The sequence below is a fragment of the Streptomyces sp. NPDC107454 genome (genome assembly GCF_055582885.1).
The window spans coordinates 368,967-386,122 of sequence record NZ_JBVJPA010000005.1 but is presented as its reverse complement, the minus strand read 5'-3'; the positions used below and the strand labels follow the sequence as shown (position 1 = coordinate 386,122).

Below are 17,156 nucleotides of genomic sequence, written 5' to 3'. Positions count from 1 at the left end.
TGAGCTCCCTTCAGCGTCGCTGGTGGCCACCGCAGGACTCCCGGAACGAGTCGAAGCCTTCGGGCGGTGCGGTGGCCACGTCTGCCCTCGGCCGCATGGCTGGGAAACCGTACTGGTTCCAGCCCGACGTTCCCAGCGTGGTGTACGGCGTGGAGGTCGTCAGGGCATCGGGAGCCAAGCCCTCGAACCCCTTGTGCGAGGCACCCCGCCCATCCGCTCCCACCGCGGACTCGCCGAGTGGGACGACCTCCAAGGCGGGGAGGCGTACGCGGTCTCTCGGGAGACCGGCAACACACGGACGGCCAGCGGAGTGACAACCCGTCGCGTCACGCGAGGCAGACACTGAGCGTTATCTACCGTGCCACTATGAACACACAGCGTCATGTCGGTGCTGTCGGGAGACGGGTCGCCAGTACACGTCTGTCTCACCCCGGCAGGCTCACGATCCTGGGCATGCTGACCTTGGTACTGGTCACCCTGGCGGCAGCCGCCACGCCGGCCGCTGCCGCGCTGCGCTCGGGTTCCCTGTTGACCGTGAGGTTCACCAACAACAGCGACCGCGATCTGACCCTGGGCCCGTTCCGCTACAACGGATGCCCCGCCGCCCTGCCGGACAGCATCACCGCGGGCACCACCGTCACCTGGACTCTCGACGCGTGCAACGACCCTCGCGGCAACGTGGGGACCGTGGCTTTCAACATCTACCGGGAGTCCGGGCAGGTGAACATCGGGTGGGACGCCCCCCTGCTCGGTTCGGCCGGCTACACCGAGTCGGCGCCGTCCGGCTACGTGATCAGTCGCAGCGGCGGTCAGGGCTTCGATCCGACCGTCGACTTCACCTTCGACTGCAACTCCAGGACCTGCGACGGGATCCCCGACAGCTGGAAGCAGAACGGCATCTACATCAACCCGACCGACGGCAGCGCCCACACCCGACCCGCGCCCGGCCGGAAGTTCATCGACCTGCCGGCGATGGGGGCCGGCGTCGACAAGCCGGACATCTTCGTCCAGGTCGACTGGATGGCGGACAAGGAACACAGCCACGCCCTCTCGCCCGACGCGATCAAACGGGTGGTCGACGCCTTCGCGAACTCGCCGTACCACCGCCACTCGCCCAGCACCGGCATCAACCTGCACGTGGACGCGGGGCCGGACAGCATCCTCGACTTCGCGGACGACAAGAAGTGGGGAGATCTGAGCACGGCCCGGAAACTCCCGGAGACGAAGAACCTGGGAACCTCGGTCAACGGTCGCTACCAGTGGGATGCGTTCAACAAGATCAAGACGGAGGCCGGCGGCTTCAAGAGCACCGGGCGGGTGCCGATCTTCCACTACGCCATCTCGGCACACAACCTGCAGCCCGACAGCGTCTCCAGCGGCATCGCCCCCACCCCGGGGAGTGACCTCATCGTCAGCCTGGGCAGCTTCGACAAGCAGGTGGGCACCGTCTCCGAGCAGGCCGGCACGTTCATGCACGAGTTGGGCCACAACCTCAACCTGGAGCACGGCGGGAACAGCAACGTCAACCACAAGCCGCAGTACTTCAGCGTCATGAACTACGCGTACCAGATGGGCCTCACCTCCGGGACCACCACGGGAAGCATGGATCTCTCGCGTCAGAACACCGCACTCGACGAGAGCAGCCTCGACGAAAGGTCCTATCCGGCCAGCAGCGGGAACTACGACCTGAAGCACTACTGCGCGAACCCGGGAGGGGGCGGCGCCTACGTCACCGTTCCCTCGTCGGACAAGCAGGTCGACTGGAACTGCGACGGCGAGATCAGCCGATTGCCGGTCAGCTACGACATCAACGGCGACGGACAGCACACTCGGCTCACCGGCTGGGACGACTGGAGCAACCTCCTGCTGCGCGTCGGCTCCATCGGCGGTTCCAACGCCTCGGGCGCCATGCCGGCGCCGACCGTGGAGAACGAGATGACCCCGGCCGACGAGGCGATGAACGAACCGCTGGACACCACGCCCCCGGTCACCGAGGCCAAGACGACCCCGCCCCCCGACCGGCACGGCGTTCACCACTCGAACGTCACCGTCACCCTCACCGCCACGGACGACCTGTCCGGTGTGGCCAGGACCGAGTACAACCTCGACGGCACGAGCTGGAAGCACTACACCTCACGGATCAAGGTGCGCGGCGACGGCAAGCACCGACTGCTGTTCCGCTCGATCGACCACGCGCAGAACCATGAGCGCGCGAAGTCCCTCAGCATCCGTATCAAGCGCGACTCGCACCGGGACGGGGACTCCCGGCTCTGAACCCGGACTTCTGACCCGAACACCGTGACGGCCCCCCGGTTCACCCGGCGGGCCGTTCGGTCTTCGCCGGCCGAATCCCTTGGCCCGGCTCCCCCAGCCGGGGAGCATCAACTGCGCCCCGGCATGAGGCGGGACATGCGAAGGCGCCCGGTGACATCAAGTCACCGGGCGCCTTGGAGTACCGAACTCAGCGCCTACGAAAGGAACTTGTAGCCGCTCCAGCCGCTCGCGATCTGCGTGCGCGGGCCGAACGAGCCCTTTCCGTCACCGCTGTTGCGCCACACCTTGCCGCTGGTGTCGCGGGAGACCAGGTCCGGCCTGCCGTCGTCCGTGATGTCGCCGACCCCGACGACCGCGTTGTACGAGCCGCCCCAGTTCGACAGCACCTTGACGCGGGCCGCGAACGTGCCGTCGCCCTTGCCGTTGTAGCGGTAGACGTTGTTGGACGTGTCCTGGGCCAGGAGATCGGCCTTGCCGTCGCCGGTGATGTCACCGGTGCCGATGATCTTCTTGTAGCCCTTCCAGTTGTCGTAGAGCTTGACCCGGGAGGCGAACTTGCCGGCGCTCGTCCCCTTGTAGAGGTAGACCGCTCCGGTGGACGAGTTCCTCGCGATCAGGTCCGGGCGTCCGTCACCGCTCACGTCGCCGGGCGAGGTGAGGGCGTTGTACTGCGTCCAGCCGCTGGTCGCGAGGGTCGTGTACGACGTCGACGGCTTGACCGCCGCCCCGCAGCCCGGCTTGTACAGCCGCAGCGCGCCGCTGCTGTAGCGGACGAGGACGTCGTTGCAGCGGTCGCCGCTGAGGTCGCCGAAGGGGATCGCCATGATGGTCGTGGGCCAGCCGGTGCCCGTGTACTTGTCGCCGAACTTGCCCGTCCCCGTGCCGCTGTGGAAGGTCAGTCCGCCCGAGGAGTTCAGGGTGAGCAGGTCGCCGCGGCCGTCCGGGCCCTCGGGGCTGACGAAGTCGCGGCGCACCGCGGCTCCGCGCTGCAGGTAGCCCTTGCCGCTGGTCACCGTGTTCGCCGTGGCGGTGCCGAGGCCGGTCGCCTTCAGGGTCCAGGTGAAGTGGCCGTTGAGGAAGTAACTCCCGCTCGCCGTCTTGCCGTTCCAGGCCGCCGTCACCCGGCCCGGGGTCGCGCCGCCGGTGAGAGTGTGGGTGACCTTGCCGTTCGCGCCGCTCTGGACCGAGGTGAAGGTGAGCGACCAGGAGGTGACCGGACGGGACAGCACCCAGGCGCCCTGGAAGGACACCCCCGGGGCCACATAGTCGCCGACCGACGTCTCGAAGGCCGTCACGGCGGACGGGGCGATGCCCGTGGTGGTGACGTGGGTGCGCTCGTAGTCGTCGAACCAGGCGACCAGACCGGTGTACTCGTCGACCGTCCAGCGATAACGGCGGTCCACGGTCAGGCCCTTGTCGGCCAGGCCGGAGGCGATCGTGCGGGTGGTGCCGCCGGCCGCCTCGGTGAGGACGAGCGTGCCCGCGCCATGATCGTGACGGACGGTGAAGCCGTCGCCGAGCAGCACGTCGCCGGGGGTGACCGCCTTCGACGTACCGGCCTTGGTGTCGTACACGCCCGCCGAGTCCGTCCCGCAGGCCCAGTACACCCAGCGTCCCGCCGCCTGGAGTTCGCTCGGCACGCAGGCCAGGCCCGGGACGGTCACGGTGGTCAGCGTCTTGTCCTGCGGGATGCTGTACGAGGTCAGCTTGCCGACGGTACTGGCGCTCCACAGGGTGGAGCCGTTGAGGGCGGCGGCGCGCACGGACCGCTTCAGCTTCTGGCCCTGGCCGAACTCGCCGACGTACTGCGCCGGGGCGCTGCCGCCGGAGTTGAACACGGCGTAGTTGTCGGAGACGTCGACGATGCGGCCGCCCTGGCCGCCGAAGTCCAGATCGTGACCGCCGATCTCCGCCAGCCGGTCGTCGCCGAGGCCCTCGCCCTCGTCGGTGCCGCCGTTCGAGTCGAGGTAGACGTCCCGGCCGTCGAGGTTCCCCCACAGCGCCGAGCACGTGGTGCCCTCGTACGGGCAGAGGGCCTCGTAGACCGAGCCGCTCGCGGTGGCCTCGGACGCCGTCAGGGTGGCGGAGCCGTCGGTGGTGAGGGTGCGCACGGAGGTGGTGTCCGCGGTCGCCTTCGGATCGTCCTCGGCGACCCGCAGGCTGCCGCGGCTGAGCGCGATGCCCGTCTTGGCGTTCTCCACCGCCGGGGACTGCTGGACCTTCGCCGACTTCAGCGTGCCGTCCTCGGCCTGGCTCACCCGCCGCACCCACCAGTCGGTGGCGTCGGTGCCGCCGGTGACCAGCGCACTGCCGTCACCCGCCGTCAGCGCGTACTCGCCGGCGCTCGCCAGCAGCGTCTGCTGTACCGAGGGATCCTCGACATCGACCGCGAGCAGCCGGGAGCCGAGCGAGCTGGAGGACAGCGGCAGCAGCAGCCAGTCGCCGACCAGGACCGGGTCGCCGTCGAGCGCGCCCGGGTTGGCGGGCAGTGTGACGACCTGCTCGGCGGCGGTGAGGTCGGTGCGGGACTTCAGGTGCAGCTCGGCGGTGCCGGCCTGGTACCAGCCGATGCGGTCCTCGCTCATCACGTAGTGCGAGGCGTAGGTGGCGTCGGTGAACACGGTGGTGTTCACGGCCGACGCGATGTCGATGTAGTGGAGCGTGCCGAAGGTGCTCTCCGACACGAACACACCGGCGGGGTCCGCGGCGAGCACGCCCTCGCTGCCGACGTTCGTCGCGTCACCGGTGACCTTGCGGGTGCGCCACTCGCCGTCGACGCCGTCGGGCTTGTCGATCAGGGAGTTGGTGGTGACGATCGTGTCGCCCGCGAGGGCCCGGTAGTAGCCCTGGCCGTACTGGATGGAGCTGTTCCAGCTCACCTTCTTGGCGGTGGCCGTCGCCGGGTCCCACAGGGTGGCGTACGCGTCGTTGGCCGTGGTCGGCAGCGCGACCAGGTCGCTGTCCGAGCCGTACCAGGCGGCACGGCACGCGGAGCCGATGTTCGTACAGCCGGTGCCCGGGGTGTAGACGCCTGCGGTGTTCTCCACGGTCACGGTCTTGCCGGTCGCGTAGTCGGTCCACAGCAGTCCGGTCCTGCCGGTCTGCCGGTGCAGGAAGCCGGTGTCGCCCGCGACGTACGGGCGGTCGGTGCGTGGTGTGGTGGAGCTGGGGGCGGCCAGTGTGATTGCGGTGGTGCCGGTCTCGGCCTCGGCCGCTTCCGCGGAGTCGCCGCCCTCCGACAGGACGACGACGGACGCGGCCACGACGGCGACCGCGAGTGAGGAGACGGCGGCGGCCAGACCGCCCCGTCTCAGGGCGTGTCTGCCCACGTGATGTTCCCTCCCCTACGAGGGTCCGTGCCCTCGCACAAGTGGCCGGATCTTACCTGACTCTTACCGAGGGGTGCTGACGGCAAGGGGACGCTCGCGCGGATGAGAGGGGGTGGGCAGGCCGCCCGGCACAGGCAGGCAGCGGCTTGATCACGCCGGCAACAACAAACCCCAGGCCACCGACCTGGGGTTTCTGTCTGGAGCGGGTGAAGAGAATCGAACTCGCACGCTCGGCTTGGGAAGCGAGCGGTCCCCGGAAGGTCTCCGCTGGGCGGCTACGCGCTCCCATTGCCCGGGGTGTCGGCCCTGACGTTGCCCGTGGTGGCGGGAAAGAGGCGCCGGACGGCCGCGACGACGGCGGCACGCCGGGCCGCCGGCGAAGGGTCGCGGACCTGGTCGGCCGCCGCGTCCAGGAGATCGAGCTGGCCGGCCCAGGCCGTGGCGATCTGGTTGACGAAGACGAGGATGTCGATGGGCTCCCAGGCGGGATCCAGGTGGCCGGCTTCCTGGGCCCTGCGGAGCTGCTCGACCTTCCGGCGGACGGTTTCCTGGGTGGCGGCGTCGGCGTCGTCGCCGGCGAGTTCCAGTCGGCCCCAGCTCATGAGCCGGAAGCGGTCGGGGTGGCGGATGAAGTAGTCGTGCACGCGCCCGGCGTATTCGGGCAGGTCGGTGGGGTCCAGGCGAGTCGCCTCGGCCACCGCGGCCATCTCCTGTTCGGCGACGAACCCGTAGAGGGCTTCCTTGCTGCGGAAGTACGCGTAGAGGCGTTCCGAGCTGGTCTTCGCGGCCTTGGCGATGCGCGTGATCCGTGCGCCGGCGATCCCGTACCGGGCGAACTCGGTCCGGGCCGCGGCGACGATGCGGTCACGGGTCGAGTCTGCGCCGGTCGAAGAGGTCATGTCGTAAGCCTACCTAACCAAAAAGATTTGTTTGGCAAGGGCCACCCGCAGGGCGTACGGTCAAAGCAAACATTTTGGTTTGACCTGAGGAGCGCGTCATGCAGCACAGGACACTCGGTGGCCAGGGCCTGGAGGTCTCGGCGATCGGCTACGGCTCGATGGGCCTGACCATGGCCTACGGCCCCGGCGACGAGCAGGAAGGCGTCGCAGCCATCCGGCGCGCCCACGACCTGGGCGTCACCTTCTTCGACACCGCCGAGCTCTACGGCTTGGGCACCGGCTCCAACGAGATCCTGGTCGGCAAGGCGGTCAAGGACTTCCGCGACGAGGTGGTCCTTGCCACCAAGTTCGGCTTCGACCTGTCCAACCCGTCCGAGGGATTCGGCCTCGACAGCCGCCCCGACAACATCCGCAAGGTCACCGACAACAGCCTGCGTTACCTCGGCACCGACCACGTCGACGTCCTCTACCAGCACCGCGTCGACCCGGACGTGCCCATCGAGGACGTCGCCGGCACCGTCAGGGAACTCATCGACGCGGGCAAGGTGAAGTACTTCGGCCTGAGCGAGGCCGGCCCGGAGACCATCCGTCGCGCGCACGCGGTGCAGCCGGTCTCCGTCCTGCAGACCGAGTACTCCCTGTTCGAGCGGGACGTCGAGCAGCTCTTCCCTGTCCTCGACGAACTCGGCATCGGCTTCGTCGCCTACTCTCCGCTGGGCCGCGGCTTCATCACCGGCACCGCCAAGCCCGCCGGAGAATACGACGCCACGGACATGCGCAACTCCGACCCGCGCTGGGCTCCGGGCAACTTCGAGAAGAACGTCGAGGCCGTCAGCCGGCTCGCCGGCCTGGCCGCGAACAAGGGCATCACCGTCTCCCAACTGGCCCTGGCCTGGCTGCTCACCCGCGGCGAGCACGTCGTGCCCATCCCCGGCACCCGCAGCCCCCGGCGCATGGAGGAGAACACCGCCGCCGCCGACGTCACCCTGACCGAGGCCGACCTGGCCGCCATCGCCGAGATCCTGCCCCATGGCGGCTTCGGCGCCCGCTATGCCGAGGGGCACGTGCCCACCTGGATCTGACCGCCGCTCCGGAGGTCGAAGGCGCCGGCGCTCTTCGGCACCGTTTGAAGACCGGGTACGCGGATGGCGGTCAACGGCAAGCGCTGGGATGCCCAGTTCGGAAGTATGGTTCGCCACCACCGTGGTCCAGAACAGCACGGATTGGCAGACGGCATGCTGAGGGTCGAAGAGCTGGAGGCCGCGCTTGCGTCGATGACACGGTGGCGTGTGCCTGGGGGCGCGACGTGGACTGGGCCGCCCTTGAGGCGGTCCTCGGGACGGCGCTGCCCTCGGACTTCCGCTCTCTGGCGGAGGCGTACCCGGTGCTGGTGGTCGACGACTTCCTCACGGTGTTCGTTCCCCGGCCCGGCACCGAGGTGTCATGGGCGTCCGGGGCCGGGGAGGACGAGGTCCTTCAGGATCTGTACGAGATGGGCGACACCGAGGACCACGTTCCCTTCCCGCGGGCGTAGGCCGCGGTACCGGCGGCCAGGAGGAGCAGGGCCGGTCCAGGTGCCCGCCGGTGTGCCGGGCGGCAGCACAGCCAGGTCGCCACCCGCCTGGGTGTACTCGTGGCGGGCGGGGCGAAGAACGAGAACGAGAGCCAGGCGGACATCGGCGGGAGCGGCGGCCGAGGGCGGCTCGGCGTGGTGGGCTCCGCGCCGGAAGGCGTCGGCGAGGCGGTGTGCCGCGATCGTCCACAGCCGACCTGTGGCCGTCGCGCCCACCGGGGCCCCCGCGAACACACCCGCCGCACGCCAAACCGCCAGATACGTCTCCCGCGTCACCTCGGCGACGATCTGCTCGTCCACACACCGGCGGCGCGGCGCAACGCCCTTCACGGCGACGTACGCCGGTATCGACCAGGGCTGGGGCTCAGCGCACCGGGAAGCCGAAGGAGTAGCCCTGCTCCTTGAGTCGGGGGAGGATCCGGCGCAGGGCCTCGACGGTCTGGGCGCGATCGCCTCCCGCGTCGTGGAAGAGGAGTGTCGGCCCGCCCGGCAACTCCCGCTCGACGGTGGCGACGATGGCGTCCGTACCCGGCCGCTCGAAGTCCTTGCTGTCCACGTTCCAGCCCAGCGGGCGCATGCCACGGGAGGCGGCGAGCGTGCGGCTGTACGGGGTGAAGGCCCCGCCGGGCGCCCGGTAGTACATCGGGCGTATGCCCCCGGACGCCTTGGTGATCATGCGTTCGGCGCCGAGGATCTGCTGTGACTGGTAGGCCTGGGACTTCTTGTCCATGGTGGTGTCGTGCGACACCGAGTGGTCGCACAGCCGGTGCCCGGCAGCGACCACCTTCTTCACGAGGTCCGGGTGGGCCTGGGCCTGCGTCCCCACCATGCAGAACGTGGCCTTCACCCCGTACTCCCGCAGCACGTCGAGCACTTGAGGGGTCCATACGGGGTCGGGGCCGTCGTCGATGGTGATGTTGACGCCGTGCGCCCCCTTGTCCGAGGCATGCGCGATGGTCACCGCGACCGCTTTGACGTCACTGCCCGGCGTGGCCGACGCGGTCGCCTTCGGCGACGGACCGCCCACGGCCTCGGCCTGCGCGGTCCATATCGAGGCACCGGCGGCGAGCAGCGCCACCCCGATCGCCGCGCCGAGTACCTTGCCGTACCAGCCCTGCCCGCCGCCGTGCTGCGCCATGTCCGTCCCGCTTTCCCGCAGTTCCTCGCCGATTCCTCGGTCGCCTCGCGACCATCTGGCAGGACGAGGAACGGCGGCCACGAGATGCGTCCGTTACCGATCAAGGACAATCCCGGAGTGGTTCCCGGACAACCGAGCGAGCGGGGGGGCGAAACCGAGCCGCTCGGCCCGATCCCGCCGATCCGGCTGCTGCCCGGCGCCCGTGTCGCCACGTGCCCGATCTTCGTGCACTCTGTGCGCCGGCTTTGAAGGGTTGGTTTCGCGCCGCTGTCTACCGTGGTTGTCCGGTCCTATGGGCACGCTTTGGGCACGCACCCACATGGAGACGCTGCGCGGGCGCCGGACGGCTCCGCCGCGGTGGGACATCTGCGGGTGCGGGATGTCCCCGACACATCGGCCTCGGCCGGTCAGGTGGGCCCGTCCGGGCTCCGGGAGAAGGCCGTGTCGCCGGCCATCGCCACGATCGCGTCCTTGACGAGCAGCACTCGCGGCGGGTAGCTCTGCACTTTGTCCCCGGGGCTGTCCAGTGCGGAGGTGCGCCAGACCTCCGCTCCGGTGCGGCTGTCCAGTGCCAGCAGACGGCCGAAGCGGTTGGAGAAATAGACCCGCTTGTACGTCGCCGACACCGCGGGCGCGGACAGGCTCTCCATGTCCGTCATCTTCTGCCAGAGTTGTTTGCCGCTGTCCGCCGACACCGCGGTGACCGACCCGTCGGACCGGACGAAGTAGACGACGCCGTCCACAAGGGTGGCCGCGCCGGTCAGCGGATGTACCAGCGGTATCCGTCTGACCTGCCCGGTTTCCGACGCCACCCGCAGCAGCGCGTTGTACGGCCGTTCGTACCCGGCTTCGTACACGTCCTTCGCGGTCTGGGGGGCGAGGAACAGGGGTTGCCCGCCGACAGCGCCGAGGGCTTCCGCCTTCTTGGGCAGTGTGGCGGTTTCGGTCAGGCTGCCGGGTCCGAGCTTCATCAGCTCGACCGGGGCCTGGCCGGGCTCGTTGCCCTTCGAGCACAGGGCGTAGGGGACGCCTCCCAGCGCCGACGGAGTGCAGTACTCGTCCAGCGAGGGCGCGCGCCACAGTTCCTTGCCGGAAGGCCCGTAGGCCACGAACGACGAGTAGTCGGGAGACATCGTCAGCAGTCCGCCGTCGTACAGGACCGCATCCTCGGACGGGTTGGTGTCGCGTTGCCACCGCCGGTGCCCGGTACCGGCGTCGAGGGCCACCACGCGCCTGGTCCTGTCGTCCGGTTCCTCGTACATGTAGACCAGCCCGTCGCGCACGCCGATCGGCTGCGCCCCCTGAGGGCGGGTGCCGGTCCGCCACAGGGTGCGGCCGGAGGCCGCGTCGATCCTGGCAGCCGTGAAACCCGTACCGCCGCAGAACAGGGCGCTTCCCTCCGCCAGGCACCCAGGGCTGTCGTAGTCGAGAGGGACACCCTTCACGTCGTACCGCAGCTTCGTCTGCCACGGCCGCCAACCGTCGGGCAGCGACGCGGCACGGGCGGTGGCCGTGGCCGTGGCCGTGGCGGTGGCGGTGTCCGATCCGGACACGAAGACACCCACCCCGATACACAGCCCCGTGACGGCCAGCACCGCGCCGAGGCCGGTGAGCAGCATCCGGGCTCGGCGTCGCTTGCCGGTACCGATGCCGGTCGCGGCGTCCACGGAGGTGGTGGCCGCGCTCCGAGAAGTGGGGAAGCGCCGGGGCTTCGCGGACTGCCCGGTCTCCTGGGACCCGGTGGCGTCGGATTCCGGCAGCGCCTGGAGCATGCGGTGTATGTCCGTCAGTTCCGGCCGTGCGGCCGGGTCCTTGTCCAGGCAGCGCTCGACAATGCCCAGGAACGCGTCGGGCACCCCGGCGAGGTCCGGGGTCCCGTGCACCACCTGATAGCCGGTTATATACGGGCTGTCGGCGTCGAACGGTCCTGTCCCGACGGCCGCGAACACCAGCAGCGACCCCAGCGAGAACACGTCCGAGGCCGGGGTGACGTCCCGGGGAGAGGCCAGTTGTTCCGGCGACATGAAGGGCGGAGTGCCGATCATCCGCCCGGTCGTGGTGAGGCTCTGGTGGCCAGAAGCGCGCGATATGCCGAAGTCGATGACGCGCGGCCCGTCCTCGGTCATCAGGACGTTGCGCGGTTTGAGGTCCCGGTGCACCAGACCCGCCCGCTGGATGTCGCGCAACGCCTCGGTGAGCCCCAGCCCCAGCGCGCGCAGTTCCCGCTGGTTCAGCGGGCCGTCCTTCTCCACGACTTCGGCAAGGTTGAGCCCCGGCACGTAGAGCGTCGCCATCCACGGCCGGTCGGCGTCCGGGTCGGCGTCCACGACAGGCGCGGTGAAGGCGCCGCTCACTCTGCGCGCTGCCTCGATCTCCTGCCGGAAGCGCGTACGGAACTCCTCCTCCTGGGCGTACGGCCCGCGCACGAGCTTGACCGCGACCTGCCGTCCCGAGGAGGAGACTCCCAGATAGACGACTCCCATGCCGCCCGCCCCGAGCCGACCGAGAAGGGTGTACCCGCCTATGGACTCCGGGTCCCCGGTGCTCAGGGGCGTCATCGCCGATCATCCTTCCCAGCGCCTGCCTGCCTCACGGGGATCAGAGTAGGGCCTGCCGTCCCGCAAACGGAGCCGCGCCTGTCACGCACCGGTGCCCCCGTGCCCCTGAACCGTGCGATGGGTCATCCGTCCAGATGAGGGCTCAACTCCTGGCCGTGCCCGATGTGCGCCGTGCACGTTCCCCTCTGCTTTTGTAGCATCGGGTACGCGGGCCGCCCACCAACCGTCGCAAATGACGCACGAAGGGTACGAGTCCACTGATCAGCCCAGACTGCAAAGAAGGCCCGGGTCGATGACCCGGGCCTTCTTCATGGAGCGGGTGACGAGCATCGAACTCGCACTCTCAGCTTGGGAAGCGACGGCGCTTGCGCGGCCGAATAGCTTCTGACCTGACGGTATGCGCTCTGTCGTGGTGTCCGGCGAGGCGGGGTCGTACCGCTGTTGACCGTGGTCCACCGGTCCTATGGGCACGCTTTGGGCACGGATGGTGCCCGCGACCTTCTTGCGGCCGTTCCCTGGCCCGAACACCGTTGTGCGGCGTCCTGCATTGCCCGTCGGCCAAACCAAGGCGTTGCAGCCGTGATTGGGTTGGTGTTGCCGAGGGCCGGCGCCGCATCGCGAGAACGCTGGTGGTGGACAGAGAGTGCAATGGGGCCCAAGGCGACATGTCCTGATGCCGTCCGACTTCGTGGCCCGGAGCGTTCACCGAGTGAACATCCTGGCCGTTCACTCGGTGAACGGACTTGTGCCGCCAGGGCGCGTGGCCAGCGGGATCTCGCAGGCGTCGGAGAAGCCTTGTGATGTGACCCCGTTCGCCACGTTGGCCCTGGTCGCCAGGTTGACGTAGGCGATGTACGCGGTGAGCTCGATCATCGCCGTGGAGCCGAGCCGGTCGAGCAGGCCCGCGTAGAGCTCGTCGGTGACAGTGGGCGGCGTGTTCGTCATGGCCTCGGCGTACTCCATCACATCCCGCTCAAGCGGCGAGAACACATCCGACATCCGCCAGCGTGGGACCTGGCTCGCCTTGGTCAGGTCCAGATTCTCGTTCTGCGCCTGGAAGTAGCCGATGTCGAGGCACCAGCTGCAGCCGACCTGCGACGCGACGGCCATGTGCGCGAACGACTTGAGGCTCGCGTCGGCCGCGCTCCACGCGCCCACTTTGCCGCCGAACTCCAGGTTGTCCTGGGTGACTTCGGGGCTGTGCCACAGCACCTCGACGTTCTCGGGTACGGCGCCGAGCTGTTTGACCATGTTTTCCTTGAGCTCGCTGGGGAGCTCGGCCTTCGGGATGCGAAGCGCCATGATGTCGTCCTCCTTGTGTGTGCGTATGCACGTAGGTGTGTACGGCCGTGTGCTGGTCGTGCGGCATGCGGGGACCGTCGGGCTCGCGGGTGTGACGGCCGGGTTCGCGGGCTAGCCGGTACGGGTGCCGGCAGCCGCCTTCTCGTTGCTCGGTCGGCTCCGCGGGGCGATTCCGCGCGGATCGGCGTTGATCACTACGGTCACGAGCGCCGCGGTGGCCAGCATGATGCCGAGCGCCCAGGAGGCGGCCACGGCGTAGCCGTGCACGGTGGCCTCGCGTAACAGGTCGGTGCCGCCCCTGTGTTTGTCGAGGTAGGTGCCGCTGGCGCCCGCGGCGATGGTGTTCAGCAGCGCGGTGCCGATCGAGGCGCCGACCTGCTGGGCGGTGTTGACCGTCGCGGAGGCCACGCCCGCGTCGTGCTGGTCGACGCCGCTGGTGGCGACCGACACGGTGGGCCCGAACAGGGTGCCGATGCCCAGTCCGAGCAGCATCTCGGCAGGGACGATCACCTTGAGGTAGGAGCTGTCCGGAGTGAGCCGGGTGAGGAGGGCCAGCGAGGCTGCCGCAGCCAGGAGGCCGGGCACGATGAGAGTCCGGGGCGGGACCTTGGGCAGCAGACGGCCGGCGAGTTGGGTGGCTCCGAGGACGTTCATCGCGACCAGCGGTAGCAGGGCGACGCCCGTCTTGACCGCGGAGTAGCCCATGACGGTCTGGAGTTGGTAGGTGAGGAAGAGGAAGACGCCGAACAGCCCGAGCGTGGCCAGCGCGACGGTACCGAAGGCCATGCCCCGGTTGCGGTCCGTCAGGATGCGCAGGGGCAGCAGCGGGGTGCTCCGCCTGGCCTGCAGGATCACGAAGACGATCAGCAGAATGCCCGCCAGAGCCAGCGACACGAAGACCCGGTCGGCGTGCCAGCCGCGCTCACCGGCCTCGGAGAAGCCGTAGACCAGGGAGGCGATGCCACCGCAGCCGGTGATCGTGCCGAAGACGTCCATGCGCGCCTCCGCCCGGCCGGGCGGATCGGGCAGGGTGAGGAGGGCGCCCACGGTGGCGATCAGGGCGATCGGAATGTTGACGTACATACACCAGCGCCAGTCCAGAGTGCTGGTGAGGAGGCCGCCGACGACGAGTCCGAGGCCGCCGCCCGCGGTGAGTACCGCTGCGTAGATGCCGATGGCCCTACCTCGTTCGGCTTGCTCGGGGAACATTGTCACGAGCAGTGCCAGGGTGGAGGGGGCCAGCAGGGCGGCGAAGAGTCCCTGGCCGGCCCGGGCCGCGATCAGCATCCAGCCGGACTGGGCCATGCCGCCGATTCCGGAGACGACGGCGAAGCCCAGGACGCCCATCAGCAGGGTGTGTTTGCGGCCCAGGCGGTCGGCGATACGGCCGCCGAGAAGCAGCAGGCCGCCGAAGGCCAGGGTGTAGGCCGTCACCACCCACTGGCGGTTGGCGTCGGACAGGTCGAGATCGCTCTGGGCCGTGGGTAGCGCGATCGTCACGATGTTCGTGTCCAGGATGATCATCAGCTGCGAGAGGGCGATGGTTGCCAGCCCCCACCAGCGGCGTTCCGGTAACGGGGCCGCGCCCGGTGCCGCAGCGCCGGCCGGTTCGTTGTCCGTGGTCGTCATCGCGGTGAGACCTCTCGCACGGGGAGTCGGGATCGTGGGTCGAGCGCGCCATGCCGGACTGCATCACCCCATTGCTTTACTTGCCGACAGGTAAAGCAATGGGATGCGAGTAACATAACCCCATTGCCTGCCGATCGGCAAGCGATGGAGGGCGGGGCCGGATCGGCCGGACGTGACGGGACCGGCCGTAGGGTTGAAGGCCACGCAGGGAAAGAGGACATCCATGGCCGGACGCCGTACCGACACCCGTCAGCGCGCCCAGCGCGTGGCGTTGCGACTCTTCGCCGAGTACGGCTACGAGGGCACCTCGTTGCGGATGATCGCGGAGGGGCTGAACATCACCAAGGCCGCCCTCTACTACCACTACAAGTCCAAGGAGGAGATCCTCGCGGCCGTCCTGTCGGACTTCTCCGGCGCGGTCGCTGACTTGATCGAGTGGGGCAAGCAGCAGCCCTCGGGTCCCGAAACCCAGCGTGAACTGCTCCGCAGATACGGCGAGTTGACCGTCGACGGAGTCACGGCCGCGGCGCGCCTCATCCAGGTGAACGAGCCCGCGCTGCGTGAACAGCCGCTCGCCGCCGAGGTCCAGGCCCAGGTCATCGCCCTGTTCGACCTGCTGGCGGGTCCGGGCGTACTCATCGGGGCGGACGGCCCTGTCGCGGCACTCAGGGTCAAGCTGGCCATCTCCGCATTGCACCTGGCGGGGGAGGAAGACGAGAGCGGTGGCCGGGACGTCATGGACGCGGCCCTGGACATCGCCTGCGGCCTCCTCGACCCGCAGTGGGCCGGTTCGGCACCCTGAAACCTCACCGGCGGTGTGGGCGCGACGGTGGTGGGCACGCCGCCGGAGAAGCGGGTGGCGGGAAGAGCCCGTAGCCCGAAGGATCCGCCCGGAAGGCAGGCAGGGGCTCCCCACGTCCCTGGGTGGTAGCGGTGGGCCGTGCACTGGCAGACACCGCCGGCGTGATCAACCGCAGCGGTCCCGCACCCTCGTGGACGGCTTCCGGCGGGATGGCACGCAAGCAACGTGCGAACCACTGCTTCAGGCGACAAAGAACCCCAGGCCCATGACCTGGGGTTTCCACTGGAGCGGGTGACGAGAATCGAGCTCGCACTCTCAGCTTGGGAAGCGACGGCGCTTGCACCGGCTCCATGCCTCTGACCAGCACGGATACACGGAATCTTGGAGTGGTCGCGTGCGTCGGATTGCACCGCTGTTGACCGTGGTTTTCCGCTCTCACGGGCACGCGGAGGGCACGGAGTCCCAGAAGGGGGAGACCGGCGCCACCGAGGGGACAACCGGGCGCGGTCCGCCCGGTGCGGGGGCCGGCTGCCGAGGGGACGTTGCGGCTGCACAGCACCCGCGAAGCTCCGTCACCGGTTTGCTCCGCCATCTGGTGAGAGCCTTGTGGCGTATTTGCCCCTCAGTATGCCATTTTTAATGGCATACTGAGGGTGTGGCTGATGACGACGTTGACTTCCTGCCCGGCGACGGCCCCACCAGCGGCATCTCCGTCACACTGACCGCCGGAACTCTGCAGGCGATCCGTGAGCGGGTCGGCAAGCGGGGCGTATCGGCGTACCTGGAGAAGGCGGCCCAGCGGCAGATCGAGCGGGACAACCTGGACGAGCTGATCGCGGACTTCGACAGGGTGCACGGCCCGGCCGACCCGGAGGCCGTGGCGGCGAAGCGTGCCCGGCTGACCGGTCGCGCTTCAGATGCCGGAGCGGCCGCGTGAGCGGTGCCCTGGTCCTGGACAGCGAGGGCCTGGCAAAGGCCGTACAGCGTGATCGGGAAATCCACGAGTGGCTGACGGCGGCTCGCGACGCGGACCTGCCCGTGATCACCTCGGCAGCGGTACTGGTCGAGGTGATCCACCCAAAGATCAACGAAGCCGCACTGAAGTGGACCCTGTCCCGCCTCAGTGTCGAGCCGGTGACCCAGGCCGTCGCGCAATCCGCCGCCGCTTTGCTGCGTGCAGCGAGGCTGCACGGCCACAAGTACGCCATCGACGCCATGCTGTGCGCGACCGCCCTGCAGCATCCCGGCCGCGTGACGATCCTGACTTCCGATGCGGAAGACATCGCCCTGCTCACTGCCGAGCACCCACGCGTGAGTTCGGAGAAGGTCTGAGCCGAGGCGCCGTCAGGGCGTACGGAGGAAATGCCGCCCCAGCTGGAGCGGCCAAGAAACCCCAGGCAGCTGCCCCGAGGTCTCAATCCGGCGCAAGCGACGAGAATCGAACACATCCTCCGCGCACTGGACCCGGTGAACTTCCCGATGCTCTGGGTCTCGAGCCTTACCGGGATGCCGACCCACCGCCCGCAGCTCCTGACCTGGGTGGTCGATCGAGGTCGCTCGCGTGCACAGACTTCCCGCACGCCCGGTGTTCGCCGCACAACCTGGCACGGTTCTGGCACGCCTGGTCAGAGCTCCTGTGAGTGAGAGCGCTG

Annotated in this window: 12 protein-coding genes and 1 pseudogene; 6 read left to right on the top strand and 7 right to left on the bottom strand. The window is 69.2% G+C overall.

All coding sequences use genetic code 11. The annotated features are described in order from the left end of the window. Positions 1-453 precede the first annotated feature (453 nt). Positions 454-2,274, top strand: coding sequence for an OmpL47-type beta-barrel domain-containing protein (locus ACZ69M_RS14690; RefSeq protein WP_470049865.1), 1,821 nt, complete (start codon positions 454-456; stop codon positions 2,272-2,274). A 194-nt stretch (positions 2,275-2,468) separates the two neighbouring features. Here ACZ69M_RS14690 and ACZ69M_RS14685 read toward each other — a convergent pair whose 3' ends face one another. After that, positions 2,469-5,603, bottom strand: a complete 3,135-nt coding sequence (locus ACZ69M_RS14685; RefSeq protein WP_470049863.1) for an FG-GAP repeat domain-containing protein — start codon at positions 5,601-5,603, stop codon at positions 2,469-2,471. 275 nt (positions 5,604-5,878) lie between these two features. Beyond that, positions 5,879-6,502 carry a TetR/AcrR family transcriptional regulator gene (locus ACZ69M_RS14680; protein ID WP_470049861.1) on the bottom strand — a complete coding sequence of 208 codons (624 nt, stop codon included), beginning with the start codon at positions 6,500-6,502 and terminating at the stop codon, positions 5,879-5,881. A 98-nt stretch (positions 6,503-6,600) separates the two neighbouring features. Between ACZ69M_RS14680 and ACZ69M_RS14675 the strand changes: the two genes are divergently transcribed. Together ACZ69M_RS14675 and ACZ69M_RS14670 are read left to right on the top strand one after the other, a co-directional pair. Continuing rightward, positions 6,601-7,584 (top strand): aldo/keto reductase, encoded by a 984-nt coding sequence (locus ACZ69M_RS14675; protein ID WP_470049860.1) that lies wholly within the window; start codon positions 6,601-6,603, stop codon positions 7,582-7,584. A gap of 224 nt (positions 7,585-7,808) precedes the next feature. Next, positions 7,809-8,036, top strand: coding sequence for a hypothetical protein (locus tag ACZ69M_RS14670; RefSeq protein ID WP_470049859.1), 228 nt, complete (start codon positions 7,809-7,811; stop codon positions 8,034-8,036). Positions 8,037-8,186: 150 nt separating this feature from the next. Here the strand turns inward: ACZ69M_RS14670 and ACZ69M_RS14665 are convergent. From ACZ69M_RS14665 to ACZ69M_RS14645, 5 genes and pseudogenes are all read right to left on the bottom strand, one after another. Beyond that, a pseudogene (locus ACZ69M_RS14665) lies at positions 8,187-8,443 on the bottom strand (RNA polymerase subunit sigma-24); the annotation flags it as partial. Continuing rightward, positions 8,440-9,213, bottom strand: coding sequence for a polysaccharide deacetylase family protein (locus tag ACZ69M_RS14660; protein ID WP_470049857.1), 774 nt, complete (start codon positions 9,211-9,213; stop codon positions 8,440-8,442). The pseudogene ACZ69M_RS14665 and the gene ACZ69M_RS14660, both read right to left, overlap by 4 nt. Positions 9,214-9,620: 407 nt before the next feature. Beyond that, positions 9,621-11,771 (bottom strand): protein kinase domain-containing protein, encoded by a 2,151-nt coding sequence (locus tag ACZ69M_RS14655; protein WP_470049855.1) that lies wholly within the window; start codon positions 11,769-11,771, stop codon positions 9,621-9,623. Positions 11,772-12,497: 726 nt separating this feature from the next. After that, complete coding sequence (locus ACZ69M_RS14650; RefSeq protein ID WP_470049853.1) at positions 12,498-13,073, bottom strand: carboxymuconolactone decarboxylase family protein; 576 nt, start codon at positions 13,071-13,073, stop codon at positions 12,498-12,500. 111 nt (positions 13,074-13,184) lie between these two features. Then, a complete protein-coding gene (locus tag ACZ69M_RS14645; protein ID WP_470049851.1) occupies positions 13,185-14,702 on the bottom strand; it encodes an MFS transporter in 1,518 nt (505 codons plus the stop codon). 223 nt (positions 14,703-14,925) lie between these two features. Between ACZ69M_RS14645 and ACZ69M_RS14640 the strand changes: the two genes are divergently transcribed. The 3 genes from ACZ69M_RS14640 to ACZ69M_RS14630 all read left to right on the top strand — a co-directional run bounded on the left by ACZ69M_RS14640 (position 14,926) and on the right by ACZ69M_RS14630 (position 16,836). Continuing rightward, positions 14,926-15,504, top strand: coding sequence for a TetR/AcrR family transcriptional regulator (locus ACZ69M_RS14640; RefSeq protein ID WP_470049849.1), 579 nt, complete (start codon positions 14,926-14,928; stop codon positions 15,502-15,504). Between the two features lie 655 nt (positions 15,505-16,159). Further along, the gene (locus ACZ69M_RS14635; RefSeq protein WP_470049848.1) at positions 16,160-16,441 is read left to right on the top strand and encodes a hypothetical protein; all 282 of its coding nucleotides are present in this window, start codon (positions 16,160-16,162) and stop codon (positions 16,439-16,441) included. After that, the gene (locus tag ACZ69M_RS14630) at positions 16,438-16,836 is read left to right on the top strand and encodes a PIN domain-containing protein (protein ID WP_470049846.1); all 399 of its coding nucleotides are present in this window, start codon (positions 16,438-16,440) and stop codon (positions 16,834-16,836) included. Before ACZ69M_RS14635 ends, ACZ69M_RS14630 begins: the two co-directional genes overlap by 4 nt. Positions 16,837-17,156: the final 320 nt, after the last annotated feature.

Excerpts from the sequence above, each read along its gene's own strand:
- ACZ69M_RS14645 (WP_470049851.1), bottom strand. The coding sequence starts at position 14,702 with ATGACGACCACGGACAACGAACCGGCCGGCGCTGCGGCACCGGGCGCG.
- ACZ69M_RS14660 (WP_470049857.1), bottom strand. The coding sequence starts at position 9,213 with ATGGCGCAGCACGGCGGCGGGCAGGGCTGGTACGGCAAGGTACTCGGC.
- ACZ69M_RS14690 (WP_470049865.1), top strand. The coding sequence starts at position 454 with ATGCTGACCTTGGTACTGGTCACCCTGGCGGCAGCCGCCACGCCGGCC.
- ACZ69M_RS14655 (WP_470049855.1), bottom strand. The coding sequence starts at position 11,771 with ATGACGCCCCTGAGCACCGGGGACCCGGAGTCCATAGGCGGGTACACC.
- ACZ69M_RS14640 (WP_470049849.1), top strand. The coding sequence starts at position 14,926 with ATGGCCGGACGCCGTACCGACACCCGTCAGCGCGCCCAGCGCGTGGCG.
- ACZ69M_RS14675 (WP_470049860.1), top strand. The coding sequence starts at position 6,601 with ATGCAGCACAGGACACTCGGTGGCCAGGGCCTGGAGGTCTCGGCGATC.
- ACZ69M_RS14680 (WP_470049861.1), bottom strand. The coding sequence starts at position 6,502 with ATGACCTCTTCGACCGGCGCAGACTCGACCCGTGACCGCATCGTCGCC.
- ACZ69M_RS14650 (WP_470049853.1), bottom strand. The coding sequence starts at position 13,073 with ATGGCGCTTCGCATCCCGAAGGCCGAGCTCCCCAGCGAGCTCAAGGAA.